Below are 15,793 nucleotides of genomic sequence, written 5' to 3' on the forward strand. Positions count from 1 at the left end.
TACACATGAAAAGCGAAAGGTATATACTAACCCTATGGCACGGAGGCGAAATAAGATGTATATTTCAAAAATTGTTTTTCAAGTATTTATATTATTAGGTAGTTCCATATTGGGTAATAAGATAACCCAATTATTTCAATTACATGTACCCGGTAGCATGGTGGGGATTCTCCTTATCTTTCTTTTATTGGAGACTAAGATTATCCGTCTGGAATGGCTAGAAGCAGGCGCTAATATTTTAATCACAGAATTAATCTTATTTTTTATACCATCAGCTGTTGGTGTGATCCAGTATCGGCAAATCATGCTGGACAATGGGATACGCTTTGGGTTTGTTATTTTTCTTAGCACTGTAACGGTGATGATATGTACAGGATTCTTAGTTGAATTTGTAAATAAAATAGGAAGGGGACGATAAGAATGTTAGCGATTATTAGTTTCATGATTACTATTTTTAGTTACTTAGGAGCAAAGTTCTTATATAAAAAAAATAAGTCAGTATTTTTATCACCATTAGTCACATGCCCCTTAGTTTTAATTATTTTAATACTGTCCTTTCATGTTTCCTATGATGCCTATTATGCGGGTACTCAATGGATTACTCAAATGTTACAGCCAGCTATGGTTGCTTTTGCAGTCCCATTATATAAATATCGAGGATTGTTAAAAAAATATGGCTTAGAAATTAGTATTGGAGTTTTGGGTGGTTCTGTTACTGCCGTTTTATCTTCTATTATATATGGTAAGTGGTTTCATTTGACCCCTCAGCTTCTTGATAGTTTGGCACCGCGTTCCGTTACCACCCCAATTGCCATGGATATATCGCAAACGATTGGTGGTTTGCCGACTATGACAGCTAGTTTCGTAATCATAACAGGTATTGTCGGACTTGTTGCTGGACCTTTTATTTTAAAATGGTGCCCGATACACCACCAGGTCAGTAAGGGTATGTTATTAGGTATGGGCGCACATGGCGCCGGCACGGCACAAGCATATGAAATTGGTTCTATCGAAGGGGCAATAGCCAGTTTGACGATGATTTTTGCCGGACTTATTACAATTATGCTAGCACCTATGTTAGTACCTATGATAATATAAGATGCAATTTTCAGTGGAGACAAGGGACAAGTTCTCTGTCCCCACTAGATCCTATCAATCACACGTCTAGAATCACAAGGGGACGGTTCTTTTGAGTCACTCCCATCTTCTTCTCTCATGTACGCTATACGTAATTAGAAGCTTTCCTTTGAAAAACAATATCCCATATCCTATTTACCGTTAGAATACAAACTCCTGCAAGTCTAAGCTGCCTTGCAGGAGTTTGTCGTTATATATTGTTTTTTCTGGGACAAGGGGGCAATTTCTCTATCTCACTAGATCCTATCAATCACACTTTTAGATACTCCTATTTTCCTTGCTTATTGTCATGATATGAATGTATCTTGTGCATCTATATTCTACAAAACAGGCTTAAAACCCTTGATCTTATTACCTTTTTCAGTTGTTCAGTAACCCCTACTTAATTACTTTTTCTGTGATTTAATTTTATCTAAGACACCAGTTTCTTGTACTGTCTTAGTTAATTTTTCGCCATCATCCAACCATCTTTCTGCTGATTCCTTGGGATCTAAATATTTAACTTCAAGTCCTAAACTTTCAATATTTTTTTTGAAATCAGGGTCATTAATCATAGCTTTAAATCCATTGCTCAATTTGTTTTTTACCTCAATAGGTAGATCTTTAGGTGCAGCAATTCCAAACCAACCTCTATCAACAATATTCACTCCTTGCTCTTTAAAGGTAGGAACATTTGCAAAAACTGGATCAGTTGACCGCTGTCCACTTCCTATGGCTATTAATCTTACTATTCCACTTTTCATCTGTTCTTTTCCTAATGCTGCAGTAGTAACAGCAATTTGAGTATGACCACCAAGCAAACTAGCCATTACTTCTGCTGCACTCTGGTAAGGAACTTGTTCAATCTGAATATTAGCATTTTCAGCAAAAGATTCTCCTACCACATGATTCATACTGCCAATGCCAGCGTGACCAAATTTAAGCTGCCCGGGATGCTGCTTGGCATATGCAATTAAGTCATTGAGGTTTTGCCAAGGTTGACTAGACAGAACTGCTATCATCTGTGGTGATTCAGTAATTTGTGCAATAGGCTCTAGCGCAGTCGGATAATGGTATTTCGTCTGTCCGTATAATGGTTGTAATAATATTTCTGCTCCCGTAATACCAAGGGTATAGCCATCTGGAGCAGCACCAGCCAATTCATTCCAACCAAGAGCGCCCGCTGCACCGGGTTTATTAACAATAACCAAAGGTTGCCCTAAATATATCGGTGCTGACTTTTCCAGTAAGCGGGCTACTAGATCCGTGCCGCCTCCGACGCCAAAGGGGACAATGAGAGTGATAGGTTTGTCGGGGTATTTTTTAGTTGTAGTTACCGTCTTCTCTTGCATATTGTTACAACCTCCTAATATCAACATAGATAGTAAACATATGATAAGGAAAACCAAAGATTTTTTTTGCATTCTATTCTCCTACCTTTCCTACTCAGGTTAAACGAATAACTTTTATGCTCATCCATTGTTAGGGAAGTAATTTATCGTTAGGCAATTAATAAAGCTAATAAGTTGAGATCACTTCTTTTGACCCTTAATTTTGTCTAGAATTCCAGTTTCTTGAACTACCTTAGTTAATTGTTCGCTATCGTCTAACCATTTTTCTTTTAATTCCTTAGGACCTAAATAACTAATCTGAAGTCCTAATTGTTCTATACTTTTTTTGAATTCAGGATTATTTATCATAACTTGCAACCCGTCGACTAATTTGCCTTTTACCTCAGGTGGTAAGCCCTTAGGTGCAGCAATTGTATACCAATTATCGTATACAACATCGAAACCCTGCTCTTTAAACGTTGGTACAGTTGTATAAACAGGGTCGGTTAGTCGCTGTTTGCCCGATACTGCCAATGCCTTTAGCATGCCGCTTTTTGTATGTTCTTTAATGGATGCTGGATTAAGGAAAACGACTTGAACATGTCCGCCCAGTAGACTTGCTGTTGCTTCTGCGCCACTTTGGAAAGGAACTTGTTCAAGATGAATATTGGCAATTTTAGCGAATGCTTCTCCAGCAACATGGCCTAAACCCCCTACACCTGTATGGCCAAACTTAATTTCTCCTGGATGCTCTCTAGCATACGCAATCAAATCATCAACATTTTGCCATGGCTGTTCCTTCTTCACAGCCATTACCATTGATAGACTGACAATTTGCGCAAGAGGTTCTAAGGCGGTTGGATAATGATATTTTGATGGGCCATACAGGGGTTGTAATAGTAGTTCAGTTCCCGCAATACCAATAGTATAGCCATCAGGTTTAGCACCAGACAATTCGTTCCATCCAAGGGTTCCTGATGCTCCAGGTTTATTGACAATAACCAAGGATTGTCCTAAATAGGTAGGAGCTGATTTTTCCAGTAAACGTGCCACTAAATCTGTGCCACCCCCGATACCAAAGGGGACAATAAAAGTAATGGGTTTATTGGGGTATTTGTTGGCTGTAGTACCTGCTGATTTATCTTGCATAGTAGAACAACCTCCTAGCATGATCGATAGGATGAATAAACAGGCCGTCAGTGAAATCAATGTTTTTTTTTGCATTTGATTTGCCTCCCTTTATTCAATAAATCCTGCTAACAATTTACCTTCTCTTCAGCACAATTGATCTTAGTAAACCACCTAACAATGTTATAAAATAGAGCAATCACCCCCAATGACAGTATAGTGGCTGAAATAGGGCGGGTAATCATTGCCCAGATGCTGCCGTTGCAAATAATCAATCCTTGCGTTAAACCCCGCTCCAGTCCCGAGCCTAGTACTAAACCGATAAGCAGAGGACTTGGTTCAAATCCTGTCCGACGCAGTAAGAAGCCTAGGATACCGAAGATAACAACCCAGATCAAATCAAATATGCTATTATTGATGGAATAGGCGCCAGTCAGGGTGAGTGCGGCTACCATTGGCATGAGGATATGGAGTGGGGTTTTGAGTAATTGTACGAAAACACCAATCAAAGGCAAATTAATAATCAACAGCAGCACATTACCAATGTACATACTGGCAATAAGACCCCAAAATAACGCAGGCTGCTCCGTTATGAGTCCTGGACCAGGGGTGATACCATGGATCATAAAACCACTGAGTAAAATAGCTGTTGCCCCGCAAAAGGGAAGTCCCAAGGATAATAGCGGAATCATTGTAGCTGAAATGGCCGAGTTATTGGCTGATTCAGGCCCAGCTACGCCTTCAATAGCGCCGCAGCCAAATTCATCAGGGTTTTTGCTGCATTTTTTTTCCAGGGCATAGGAAAGATAGCTGGATATGGTTGCAGCAGGACCGGGGAGTAAACCGACTAAAAATCCTACGCCCCCGCCGCGGAACATGGGAACAATAGAACGCCGCCATTCTTCTCTGGTAGGATATAAGTCTTTAAATTTTACTAATGGTATATCAGTGGCAGTATTTATTTGCGTCATCGTAGTTAAAATTTCTCCGATACCGAACATTCCCATTGCCAAAATAGATAACTCAAACCCTCTGTCTAGTTCATCGATACCAAAGCTAAAGCGGCTGATGCCTGACAGGCTGTCTAGTCCGACGGTACTCAGCATCACACCAACAGCTGCCATTAAGGCGGATTTTAGTGTGGATGTACCAGTTAGCTTAGACAGAAAGATCAATCCTACTAAGGAGATTGCAAAGTACTCTGGTGGTCCAAAAGCCAGCGCGGCTTGCGCTAAAGGAGGAGCTAGGAGAGTTAGCCCGACGATGCCGATAGTACCTGCAACAAAAGAACCAATAGCCGAAACCGATAAGGCCGCTCCTGCCCGGCCTTTTTGTGCCATTGGGTAACCGTCCAGGCAGGTAACCACGGAGGCCGCTTCTCCTGGGACATTTATTAAGATTGAAGTGGTGGAGCCGCCATACTTCGAGCCATAATAGATTCCTGCAAACATAATCAGCGCTGCAGTGCTGTCCATACCATAACTGAAAGGCAGCAGCAGGGCAATGGCACTGACAGTATCAATCCCTGGAAGGACTCCTACCAGCGTACCGATAATAACGCCAATTGTGCACGCCAATAAATTACCTGGAATGACACTGACCAAAAAGCCTTGCAGCAGCAGATTCAAGATGTCCAATGTTTCACCCCCTTTAATTTTATGGCAATGGAATACTTAAATAGTTGGCAAATATAAGATAAAAAATGGCAGAGCTGCTAAAGGAAACCAAAAGAGGCATAAGCCACCCCTCTGTATCGGCTACCTTAAATAAATAAAATAAGAATATAAAAGTAGCTGCAAAGTACCCGATAATATTTAAAAATGAGACATAAAATAGCAGACCAATAATGATAAAAATAAACTTTGTCCAATTAACCTTATCTAGTACTACCTTTTTGTTTGACCTCAATTGGTTGTAAAGCAGGATTAATGACAATAGCAAGGCTAAGATTCCAGATAAAGTTGGTAAAAAGCCAGATTTAGGCGAGTTTAAGGTACCAAAGGCAAATTGCTGTGCGAAAAATAAATAGCTACTGCTGCCAAGTAAAAAGAAGAAAGTTATTATTTTTTCAGCCATATCAATCACCTCAATTATAAAATTGTTTTTTGAATATCTTCGGAAGAAGGCACTGTTGTTAAGATCGTTGCATGAAAGCCTATAGTAAAGGTAGTACCTTTCCCCAATTCACTTTCTACTATAATGGTTGCTGCATGACGCTGCACAATTCGATAACACACAGCTAATCCTAAGCCAGTGCCATTATCTTTCGTGGTAAAAAAGGGCGTACCAAGCTTTTCCTTATCTTCTAAAGGAATCCCAATTCCATGATCTTTTATGGCTAACAGTACTCTTTGTTCATCTTTTTCTGTGGTAATATGGATGAGACCACCTGTAGGCATAGCATCTATAGCATTTCGTATCATGTTTAAAATAAGTTGACGGATGCTATTCTGATCCATGAATATAGTAGGAATATCACCTAAGGACATTTCAATGTCACAATTATTGCGTAACGCATCGGCTTGCAGTAAGGGATGAATGTCCCGAATAAGATCATTTAAATTACCGTCGGTAAAGTTCATCACCTTGTTTTTAGCTAATGATAAGAATTCTGTAATAATGCTGTTGGCACGGTCTAATTCATCGATCATAAGAGAAATTTTTTCTTTGTGGCTAGTGAATTCTTGTTTAGCATTCATAAGTTGTAGCAACCCTCTTACCGTTGTCATGGGATTTCGTACCTCATGAGCAATGCCAGCTGCCATTTCACCAATGATATTCAATCTGTCCAGGCGGGTCATCTTTTCCGTTTGTTCACTAATATATTTAAGAATAGGGGTAAATTCAGTGATCTCACTATTAAAATCATAGGTTTGTCCGTCAAGTATTCTTTCAGCAAATAATTGAAGGTCTTTTTTTAATTGCACAAATAACTCGCGAAATACAATGATGCATATCAATAACATAGAAAAGACAGCTAAAAGGGTATTTACCATGCGCTTCCTAATGCCTGCATAAACGGCATCCTGGTTTATAGAGGCGAAAGCATGACCGATAATAAGGCCATTCTCTATAATGGGTCTAACGTAGATGACCTCATTTGCGCCATGCCACAAAATGGAGTTTTTCCTTTCAATTAACTGTTCTGTATTGACTTCACAATTTGGTTTAAACCTGCTGGGATCAACGCCAACCAGTAATGAGATATCAGCATTTGCACCAAGCGCGACAATACTTTCCTGCTGACTGGAATAATAACCAAATTTAATGATATCTGTCGGCACGAGTATGTCATTTACAATGGGTTGGAGTTCTTGATTGATAGACAGAATTTGCCCCCGAAGACATTTATTGGCTGCGCCATGTCGATCAGCAATGTCAAGAAAAGAGCCAGGCGGCTTTTTTTTTACAAGAAAATCGGTAATAGACATGAGCCAATGGATATTCTTAGCATTTTCTTCTTGTAATAACAGCCACTGGTTATGGGCAGTAACAGTAATCAGTAGTAATAGAACAACACCAATGATCTTAAAATTTAATTTTGTTGTTAAATTAAAATTTTTCACTGTTTCTACCTCCTCGTAGTAGTTTTACAACTATAATTTATTGTAAAATCATGTTATAATCATTTCCACGTTTTTCTAAAAATGTACAATATTTCTTATCCCTTATTTTTACTTCGCCAATAAATGGCAAAAATCCTTTCCGGCATCAGGTATATTAACATTGACAATAAATAAGAAGAAAAAGCCTCAACTTTTACATCAAGGCATATCTCTATTTCAAAAACTCAAGGGGATGGTTCTCTTACGATATTCTTTCTCCTATCCATTTCAAATACCTCATAAAATAAAAATACTATTTGTTAAAATCAACAAATAGTATTTATGAGATATAGCCCGATTCTAGCATTTTGAATATTTTCAGTTTTTACAACGAAGTCATAGCAACATCTTTTTCACTTTTTTTAGGAGTTGCCTTCCCTGCCGGTTTGAATTCTAATGCATTGTCTCGCACATCTTGAGGAATCTCTATAGGATCTACTTGATTATATTTTGAATACGTTATCTGCATATTCAATGTCGATTTTGTTAAAAAATCTTCGATTTTAGTCCTGTCCTTTGGATTACCTATGTCCAAAAACAATCCTGCCCCTTTTCGAATCGGTTCTGTCAAATCAATCTCTATTTCTTTTACCATCTTAGTCGCTTTATCAACTTTAACATTATATTTTATATCGCCAGCAGCTAACAACCCAAGTCGTCCTACCGCAGCCGCACTCAACATGTCCTTATCCTGCACATTATTTAGTTTGACAGCTGAACCTATAGCATCACTTATTTGCATACTATCCAAAGTTATTTCCATATATTTATAGGATGGTGTTTCCTTTTTCAGCTTCACCGATTTCATTAACTGCAACATATTCATTCGAGCAGAGACCTTTTCATCCGCTGAAAGTTCTTTGTTCAAAGAAAGACCGATCGGCACAATCTGTTTGATCCATTTTTCGTTACTTAACGAATAAAGCACTAGATTGCCTTGGTTTTGTTCTATATACTGCTTTAGCATCACTGTATTTTCTGTATTCTTTACATCACGATAGCAAATGTTTATATCTTGTTTGTAGCTCAGCGGTTTTTCCTGAACTTCCCCATCGATTGCAACTTTCACTTCTCCCATCGGGGTTTCAGCATTGATCGCCATGTCATAATGCAAGTTGTTTACATCCATCATATTTTTATATACATCGTTCAAATACGCCTTTTCCGGTGGCAGCTTTTCATCGGCAAAAGCAAACGAACTACTCATCGCCACAAACAACAATCCCCATACTAAAGTAACTCCCCAATTGATCTTTCGCAAAAATCCCATCATCTAAATCAATCTCCCTTTTATAAATTCCGTGCATCCATGCATTTCCAGTATATATCTATCATTTAAACATCATTTTTTCACCCTCATCAACTTTAAAAAGCCCAAGTCGCTCCACCTTGCAGATCCTCGTTGCAAAACTTTCATACCACAAGTCCAGACCAAGTTTTTGAGCTATTTTGTGCCGAGCATCATTCTTCCAGTTTTCAATAGCTTCTAATGATTCCCAATATGATACAGTTATACCTACGTCAGCAGCATCTCTGACACTTTCCGCCCCTAAAAAACCAGGCTGACTAAATCCCCGTTCAACCATTTCATTAGCCATTTTATCGTACCCATTATCACCTTCAGTTCTTACCGAAGTAAATATTACCGCATAATAAGGCGGCTGAGGGGTTTTAGCTATTGCACTCATAGAATCGCTCCTGTCATTGTAATATTTTCAGTCTGTCTAGAAACTCAAGAGGACGGTTCTTTCGAGTCACTCCCCTCTTTTTGTTTCATGTCATAATATACGTTCATAGACTTATCTTTGAAAAACCACTATTCCATATTTCTACTCTATTTACCATTAAAATACAAAACTCCTGCAAGGCTGGGCTGCTTTGCAGGAGTTCGTCGTATATATTTTTTTGGCAAAATAATTGTTGCCAATCCCAAGCAAGAAAGCGCATATTATCTTAAAGCAAAAGCATTAATGGACCTTAAACGCACCCAAGAAGCCATTGCTGCTTTTCGCCAATACATCCAAATCGGAACAGACATAGAACGGATTAATGATGCTAAAGCCCAGCTCCTCAAACTTGGCGTCGAGCCTTGATTATCAAAGCGGAACACACGGACAGGAACTCGTTTTCAAGAAATACATACATCTCCAATAAAAAGATATATACCCAATTCTAAAAATAAAAATCTCCGTAGGCATTATGTCTACGGAGTCTTATTTAGGGACAAGAGGACAGGTTCTCTGTCCCACTAGATCCTATCAATCACACTTTTAGATATTCCTGTTATCCTTGTTAATTGCCTTATTGTAACACCTTACATGTCTTTCATTTTTCTTATCACACCATCTCGTTGTTCTCTTTGAAGTCTTTGCAATCCACTAATTGTAGCAATTCCCAATTCTTTCAAAGAATCCAAACCTGCATCACTTATTACAAGTAATACAGGATTTTACGCTATTTTCCTCAGATTATCGCAAGCAAAAATGTTGTTTTATGGACATACCACGATACTTAACAAAACTCAAACATGAAAACTGTGCGCCAAATGAAACAAGAGTAAGACTAATTAAATTAAGTAATTATTCCTCCCACGGATTAAAGACTAGTCAGATCCACATTGCTGACTACTTAACTCATGTGTTGTTCTCCCCATTGAAACATGAGTTCCAATATTGGGATTAGTGTTTTTCCTTCCTCAGTCAGCCAATATTCAACTTTGGGAGGAATTTGATTGTATTGTTCTCTATGAATTATTTTGTTGTTTTCCAATTCTTTTAGTTGGTGGCTTAATGTTTTATGTGCAATCGGTTGTAATGTATCTTTCAATTTATTATATCGTATTACCTTAGCTTCATATATTTCCCATAATATAATCCATTTCCATTTCCCTTCAAGAATAGACATTGTATGGTACATTGGGCACTTTTCGTATTTCTGGTTAAATTTTTCCACGACATACTCCTTTTACTCACCTTTGGGTTAGTATATAACAAATTTGTGCATACTTACCCTATTTCCCATAATGATATATAATGCAGTACATAAAGTCAATTTCAAATATATTAACGGAGGGGTATGTATGAAAATTTTAGCAATTAACGGCAGTCCACGAGAAAACTGGAATACTGCAACCTTACTGAATAAAGCACTGGAGGGAGCAGCCTCACAAGGCGCTGAAACCGAACTTATTCATCTTTATGATCTTAACTATAAAGGGTGTATTAGTTGTTTTGCCTGTAAACTAAAAGACGGAAAAAGTTACGGAAAATGCGCTTTTAAAGACGGCCTTACTCCTGTTCTGGAAAAAATTGAAAACGCTGATGCTATTATCCTGGGATCGCCTATTTACTTTGGTAATGTTACTGGTGCGATGAGATCGTTCATAGAACGGATGGCATTTCCATACGTAGTCTATGATGCAAACTATTCATCTCTTTTTAAGAAAAAGATACCGCTAGGTTTTATTTATACCATGAATTTGGACGAGAAAACGATGAAAGAGTGGGGCTACGTTCCCGTACTCAAGGGAACTGAAAATCAGCTGGGAAGGATTTTCGGAGCTTCTGAAGCGCTATATGTTACAGATACTTATCAGTTTAACGATTATTCCAAGTATATTGTAACGGCGTTTGATGAAGCTCATAAAGCCAAAAGACGGGAAGACGAGTTCCCCAATGACTGTAAAAAGGCTTTCGAAATGGGCGTAAGATTCACAAATTAAAATACAAGCTCCTGCAAGGCTAGGCTGCTTTGCAGGAGTTTGTCGATTTGAAGAATCAAGGCGACGGTTCTTTTTAGTCACTCCCCTCTTTTTTCCATAGATAAACCTCCAAAAAACCATGTAAACACTATTAAAATTCATCTGCAAAAATCTCAAAAACTGCTAGAAAATGATAAACTCATAATCTTATTAAATAACCGTTGCATAAACTATCCTTTCAATTTCTGACACGTTTAACTGCCGCCCGAGCGGTTTTAAATATTCTTTCTGAAAGTACGCAGCCCCAACATCTTCGATTAGCTTAAGGTTAAATTTCTTGAGAAAACCGAATACATCAGACGGGTCAAGTCCAAAATGCCAAGTAATGCCGTATTTTTCGAGATATTTCACCAGATCGTCCGCGCCTTCAATGTCGGAGTTTTTTTCTATCACGCTTTTTAGAATATACGTAAATACCACGATACTCCCTGGCGAACTTTTTGAAATAAAACGCAGAGTATTGCCTACGGCTTCTTCAGTAATATACGGTGTAACCCCTTCCCAGATAAAAACTACAGGCTTAGAAAAGTCCAACCCTTTTCCGGCAATAACCTCATCCAGAGTTTGAATATTGAAGTCAATAGGAATGAAAACGACATTTCCCGGCAATGAACCGAGGTAGCTATTAACTTTTTTCTTTTTATAGTCCTGGATCGAAGGCATGTCTATTTCGAAAAACTTAATATGGTCGCGACCTGGTATCCTATACGGACGTGTATCCAGACCGGCACCCAATATTACAACTTGTTCGATCCCATTTTCGATAGCTGATTGAAGCGAATCGTCAATATATTTAGTTCGACAAATTTGTGAACCATGAATACCCTTGGTTTTATTGTCACTTAATCTTATTATCCAATCTCTAATTATTTTGAACTGTATCAGGAACTGGATAGGCCAATTAAAAAGATTTTTAATTACAGGATCGGTGAAAAGTCTGATTTCTTTGGGTTGATACTGTTCAATCAACCGTCCTGCCGCTACGTTAAAGGCGGTTTGCCCACTTTTTTTATTCGCCATAGTATAATATATCCTTTCTATTCGTTATTCAGGTTGCTCTAATTGCAATTCCGCTTTTAATTATTGTCATGCCGTTGTTAATCCTTTTTAAAAATAGATCCTTGTCGAGCCCAACTAGGGAAAACTGCTTCCAAATGAGTCCGCATTCTTCTTGGTATGCCGTACATATTCTTTTGCTCTGACGTTCACTTGTCTTTTTATAACGCACGAGCCTCGTTTACGCCTTTTTCTACGTCTTCATATGCATATATCATAACTATCAACTTTAATCGCTGCTACTTTTTGCATATAGAGCACCTAGCAATTATTACTACGTCTAATTTTGCCCAATTTTCGATAAAAACCTTTATATATTAAATTTTGTCCCCTACTATTAATTTGGGGCTCGGGCAATTTAATAATCACCCGAACCCCAAAGCAAAGAATTTTCCCGTTAAAAATTGAATTTACTTATTTTCAGTAACTACTTCTTGCAACCTTCTTAAATCTGCACTACGAATAGCTTGCAGATTTTCACGTATCTTGTCTATATCCCAATCCCACCATTTCACCTCTTGTAATATATCAATTACTGAATCGTCAAATCGCTTTCGTATCTTCTTTGCAGGCACTCCACCAACAATTGCATATGGCGGAACATCTTTTGTTACAACGGCTTGAGTTCCAATGATAACACCATCGCCAATATGCACTCCAGCCATGATTACTGCCTCATACCCTATCCAAACATCGTTCCCGATCACTATATCCCCTTTATTATCCCAAGCTTCAGCTACCAGCACATTTTCATCCCACTCTGGGAATATTGGAAACGGATAGGTAGATAGGGAACTCATCGTGTGATTTGAAGCATTAAAAAGAAATTTGGCACCGCAAGCAATTGAGCAAAACTTGCCGATTATAAGACGATCATGATTAACAGGATAATGATATAAAACATTTCTTTTTTCAAACCCCTTAGGATCTACAAAATCATGATAAAAGGTAAAATCACCTATGATGATATTTGGATTTTTAATTATATTTTTAAGATAACAAATGGTGTTATCATTCATTCTTGGATAAATCTTACTGACATCTGGTTTCATTATTTAAGTCCTTCTTTCTATTCAAATTTATGTTACACCATCATAATCTTTTTTGGCACAAATTATCATGGTCATTATATCACCCCATCACTACATACTTAATTTACATTATATTCCACCTTAGCCAAAGTTGCAAATTCTAACAAAAATTTAATTGGACTAGTAAAGAAGCATCAGGACGGTTCTCTTGCTTCCAAAATTGAATTATGCCTTCTTAAAAATAAAAGAAGCAGCGGAGCCGCCCCACTGCTTCTTCAACATCTAATAAAAAACTATTTTCTTCATATTAAGTTCGCTTTATATCATTGAAAATACACTAATATCCTATTTATTACGCCATAATTGATCCGCAAAACCAGACAAAGAAGCTTTTGTATCTAAAGTTAGCGCAGTCAATGGTGCTTTGCAGTTTTCCTGCATACCTGTGCCTAACTCCGCCATAGCCCACTTCATCACAGGATTAAATGGTGTATAGACTTCGTAAAAACGCATTCTTTCATCAATCAATCGTTGTGCTTTTACAATTTGACTCAAATCTTCCTTGCGAAGAGATTCTATAGCCTCAGCACATAGAGACGGATATACATTAGATAACGCACCAATACAACCGTCGCCACCGGAGATAACCGTTGGAATGCAGTTATTGTCATATCCAGTATAAACAATAAAATTCGGATACTTAGATTTTACGAGTTGAATATACTTTTGAGTATGTCGAAGCACAGCATGCGTATCTTTCATGCCCTCTAGATGATCATGCTTAGCTAGTAAGCGCAAAAAGGTGTCCACTGTTACATCATAACCAGTACGGTCTTCGTAATTATAAATATAAAGTGGTCCTTTTACATCTGTTAAAAGATTATCATAATAGTTAAATACATCTTCCTGGTTGCAAGCACTATAATATGGACCTACTACAAGTACTGACGTTGCACCTGCTTTTAAAGCCAAATTTGACAAATCCACAGTTTCCTTGTATACCATCCGTCCTGTACCTGCCATCACAATGGCTCGATTACCAATATATGATATTGCATCCAAGATAAATTCCTTAATCTCTTCATACGTAAAAGCATAGAATTCTCCCGAACTACCTCCAACCAATATTCCATCAATTCCTGCATCAATCAATGTGTCATACAGCTTATGCATCGTTTCATAATCTACCGTACCATCGTCATTGATCGATGTCAAAATCGGACTAATATATTTACAATTCATTTCAATTCCTCCTATATCCTACAATTAAAAATCTACTTTCTTGGTTACCCTTAAAATATCTATTCGGATCATCACTATTTAATTATTGCATCTAACGCCAAAATAAATATCAGCCCTACAACAGAAGTAATTGTCGATAACAATGTCCAGGTAGCAAAGGTTTCTTTTAAAGTTAAGCCGAAATATTCCTTAACCATCCAAAATCCAGCATCATTAACATGCGATGCAATGGCACTGCCGCAACCTGTTGCGAGGGTGACCAATGCCAAATTAGCATCATATTGAGCTAACATCGGAATAACTAAACCAGCCGTAGATATCGCCGCAACAGTTGCTGAACCTAAAGAAATACGCAATATCGCTGCAACAATCCATGCTAAAAGAATTGGAGACATCGATGTCCCAGCAAATATAACTGCTATATACTTACCGACTCCACCATTAATAAGCACTTGCTTAAAAGCTCCACCACCACCAATAATCAATAACATCATACCGATAGAGGCTGCTGCAGACGAACAGGATCTGGTAATTTCTTTTATAGAAATATTTCTATTAATTCCCATAGTATACACTGCAATCACTAAAGAAATTAGCATTGCTACGGATGGATCGCCAACAAATGCAATCACTTTAAACACAACATTTGTGCCAGTGTTGCCAATTACCATTTTTACACCAGTAGCAATCAGCATTAGAATCACCGGAAACATGGCTGTTAATAAACTAATATTAAAACTTGGCGTATCATCGAGATTAAATTCTTTTTGCTCGCCCAAAGAATCAATACTTCCTCTCTTCTCAAATGCCGAAGGAACTATCTTTTTTGCGAGTCGAGTAAAGATTGGACCGGCGATAAAAACGGAGGGGATAGCCACAATAATACCATATAGCAAGACTTTCCCAATATCAGCTCCATACTCCCCAGCGATTACCGTAGGGCCTGGATGTGGCGGAAGAAAACTATGTGTAGCCAATAATGCTGCCAGCATTGGGATACCCAAAGATAATAGTGACACCTTCATTTCTCTTGCAATCGAAAAAACAATTGGGATCAACAATACTAACCCGACTTCAAAAAACATTGCGATTCCAACAATAAATGAGGAAACTACAACGGCCCACTCTATTTTAGTCTCTCCAAATTTATTAATTAAGGTCATTGCAATTCGTTGCGCACCACCAGCATCAGCCACTAGTCGGCCTAACATTGCACCCAAACCAAATATGAGCGCAATATGCCCTAACGTTCCGCCAATCCCAGCTTCTATCGTGGAAACAACTTTTTCCATAGGAATACCCAGTGTAAGTGCTACACAAAATGATACTATCAGGAGTGCAACAAATGTATTTAATTTAAATTTAGAAATTAAAGCAATTAATAGAATTACGCCTATTGCTACAATTAATAATGGCATAGATCAACCTCCTAAATTATACCATAGTTGCTATTTACTCGGAATCAGAAAATATAATATTTTCTTGATTCCAAGTAATAACAATTAAGGTTTCTGTCGGCGTCTG

16 protein-coding genes are annotated in these 15,793 nt (G+C 38.0%); 4 read left to right on the forward strand and 12 right to left on the reverse strand.

Features of this window, described 5'->3' with window-relative positions; translation table 11 throughout:
* Positions 1 to 55 precede the first annotated feature (55 nt).
* A complete protein-coding gene (locus UFO1_RS17250) occupies positions 56 to 418 on the forward strand; it encodes a CidA/LrgA family protein (protein WP_038672851.1) in 363 nt (120 codons plus the stop codon).
* Between the two features lie 2 nt (positions 419 to 420).
* The gene (locus tag UFO1_RS17255; RefSeq protein ID WP_038672853.1) at positions 421 to 1,098 is read left to right on the forward strand and encodes an LrgB family protein; all 678 of its coding nucleotides are present in this window, start codon (positions 421 to 423) and stop codon (positions 1,096 to 1,098) included.
* 425 nt (positions 1,099 to 1,523) lie between these two features.
* Here UFO1_RS17255 and UFO1_RS17260 read toward each other — a convergent pair whose 3' ends face one another.
* From UFO1_RS17260 to UFO1_RS17290, 7 genes are all read right to left on the reverse strand, one after another.
* Positions 1,524 to 2,468: a tripartite tricarboxylate transporter substrate binding protein gene (locus tag UFO1_RS17260; protein WP_038672855.1), complete on the reverse strand. Its 945-nt coding sequence runs from the start codon at positions 2,466 to 2,468 to the stop codon at positions 1,524 to 1,526.
* Positions 2,469 to 2,648: 180 nt separating this feature from the next.
* Positions 2,649 to 3,596 carry a tripartite tricarboxylate transporter substrate binding protein gene (locus UFO1_RS17265; protein WP_038675347.1) on the reverse strand — a complete coding sequence of 316 codons (948 nt, stop codon included), beginning with the start codon at positions 3,594 to 3,596 and terminating at the stop codon, positions 2,649 to 2,651.
* Between the two features lie 107 nt (positions 3,597 to 3,703).
* Complete coding sequence (locus UFO1_RS17270; RefSeq protein WP_038672857.1) at positions 3,704 to 5,212, reverse strand: tripartite tricarboxylate transporter permease; 1,509 nt, start codon at positions 5,210 to 5,212, stop codon at positions 3,704 to 3,706.
* A gap of 19 nt (positions 5,213 to 5,231) precedes the next feature.
* Complete coding sequence (locus UFO1_RS17275) at positions 5,232 to 5,651, reverse strand: tripartite tricarboxylate transporter TctB family protein (RefSeq protein ID WP_038672860.1); 420 nt, start codon at positions 5,649 to 5,651, stop codon at positions 5,232 to 5,234.
* 14 nt (positions 5,652 to 5,665) lie between these two features.
* Positions 5,666 to 7,141 carry an ATP-binding protein gene (locus UFO1_RS17280; protein ID WP_051788988.1) on the reverse strand — a complete coding sequence of 492 codons (1,476 nt, stop codon included), beginning with the start codon at positions 7,139 to 7,141 and terminating at the stop codon, positions 5,666 to 5,668.
* Positions 7,142 to 7,505: 364 nt separating this feature from the next.
* Positions 7,506 to 8,453, reverse strand: coding sequence for a DUF6612 family protein (locus tag UFO1_RS17285; RefSeq protein ID WP_038672862.1), 948 nt, complete (start codon positions 8,451 to 8,453; stop codon positions 7,506 to 7,508).
* Between the two features lie 58 nt (positions 8,454 to 8,511).
* Complete coding sequence (locus tag UFO1_RS17290; RefSeq protein WP_038672864.1) at positions 8,512 to 8,868, reverse strand: antibiotic biosynthesis monooxygenase; 357 nt, start codon at positions 8,866 to 8,868, stop codon at positions 8,512 to 8,514.
* A 117-nt stretch (positions 8,869 to 8,985) separates the two neighbouring features.
* Between UFO1_RS17290 and UFO1_RS17295 the strand changes: the two genes are divergently transcribed.
* Positions 8,986 to 9,273, forward strand: a complete 288-nt coding sequence (locus UFO1_RS17295) for a hypothetical protein (protein ID WP_038672866.1) — start codon at positions 8,986 to 8,988, stop codon at positions 9,271 to 9,273.
* A 535-nt stretch (positions 9,274 to 9,808) separates the two neighbouring features.
* Here the strand turns inward: UFO1_RS17295 and UFO1_RS17300 are convergent.
* On the reverse strand, positions 9,809 to 10,132 hold the full coding sequence (locus UFO1_RS17300; protein ID WP_038672868.1) for a helix-turn-helix domain-containing protein: 324 nt from the start codon (positions 10,130 to 10,132) through the stop codon (positions 9,809 to 9,811).
* Between the two features lie 127 nt (positions 10,133 to 10,259).
* Between UFO1_RS17300 and UFO1_RS17305 the strand changes: the two genes are divergently transcribed.
* Positions 10,260 to 10,901, forward strand: a complete 642-nt coding sequence (locus tag UFO1_RS17305; protein WP_038672870.1) for a flavodoxin family protein — start codon at positions 10,260 to 10,262, stop codon at positions 10,899 to 10,901.
* Positions 10,902 to 11,090: 189 nt separating this feature from the next.
* Here UFO1_RS17305 and UFO1_RS17310 read toward each other — a convergent pair whose 3' ends face one another.
* The 4 genes from UFO1_RS17310 to UFO1_RS17325 form a co-directional block, all read right to left on the reverse strand.
* On the reverse strand, positions 11,091 to 11,960 hold the full coding sequence (locus UFO1_RS17310) for a class I SAM-dependent methyltransferase (protein ID WP_038672872.1): 870 nt from the start codon (positions 11,958 to 11,960) through the stop codon (positions 11,091 to 11,093).
* A gap of 446 nt (positions 11,961 to 12,406) precedes the next feature.
* Positions 12,407 to 13,048 carry a CatB-related O-acetyltransferase gene (locus tag UFO1_RS17315; RefSeq protein ID WP_038672873.1) on the reverse strand — a complete coding sequence of 214 codons (642 nt, stop codon included), beginning with the start codon at positions 13,046 to 13,048 and terminating at the stop codon, positions 12,407 to 12,409.
* Between the two features lie 324 nt (positions 13,049 to 13,372).
* Positions 13,373 to 14,269 (reverse strand): dihydrodipicolinate synthase family protein, encoded by an 897-nt coding sequence (locus tag UFO1_RS17320; RefSeq protein WP_038672876.1) that lies wholly within the window; start codon positions 14,267 to 14,269, stop codon positions 13,373 to 13,375.
* A gap of 74 nt (positions 14,270 to 14,343) precedes the next feature.
* A complete protein-coding gene (locus UFO1_RS17325; protein ID WP_038672879.1) occupies positions 14,344 to 15,687 on the reverse strand; it encodes a GntP family permease in 1,344 nt (447 codons plus the stop codon).
* Between the last annotated feature and the right edge of the window lie 106 nt (positions 15,688 to 15,793).

The sequence above is a fragment of the Pelosinus sp. UFO1 genome (assembly GCF_000725345.1).
In the GTDB taxonomy this organism is placed as follows: domain Bacteria; phylum Bacillota; class Negativicutes; order DSM-13327; family DSM-13327; genus Pelosinus.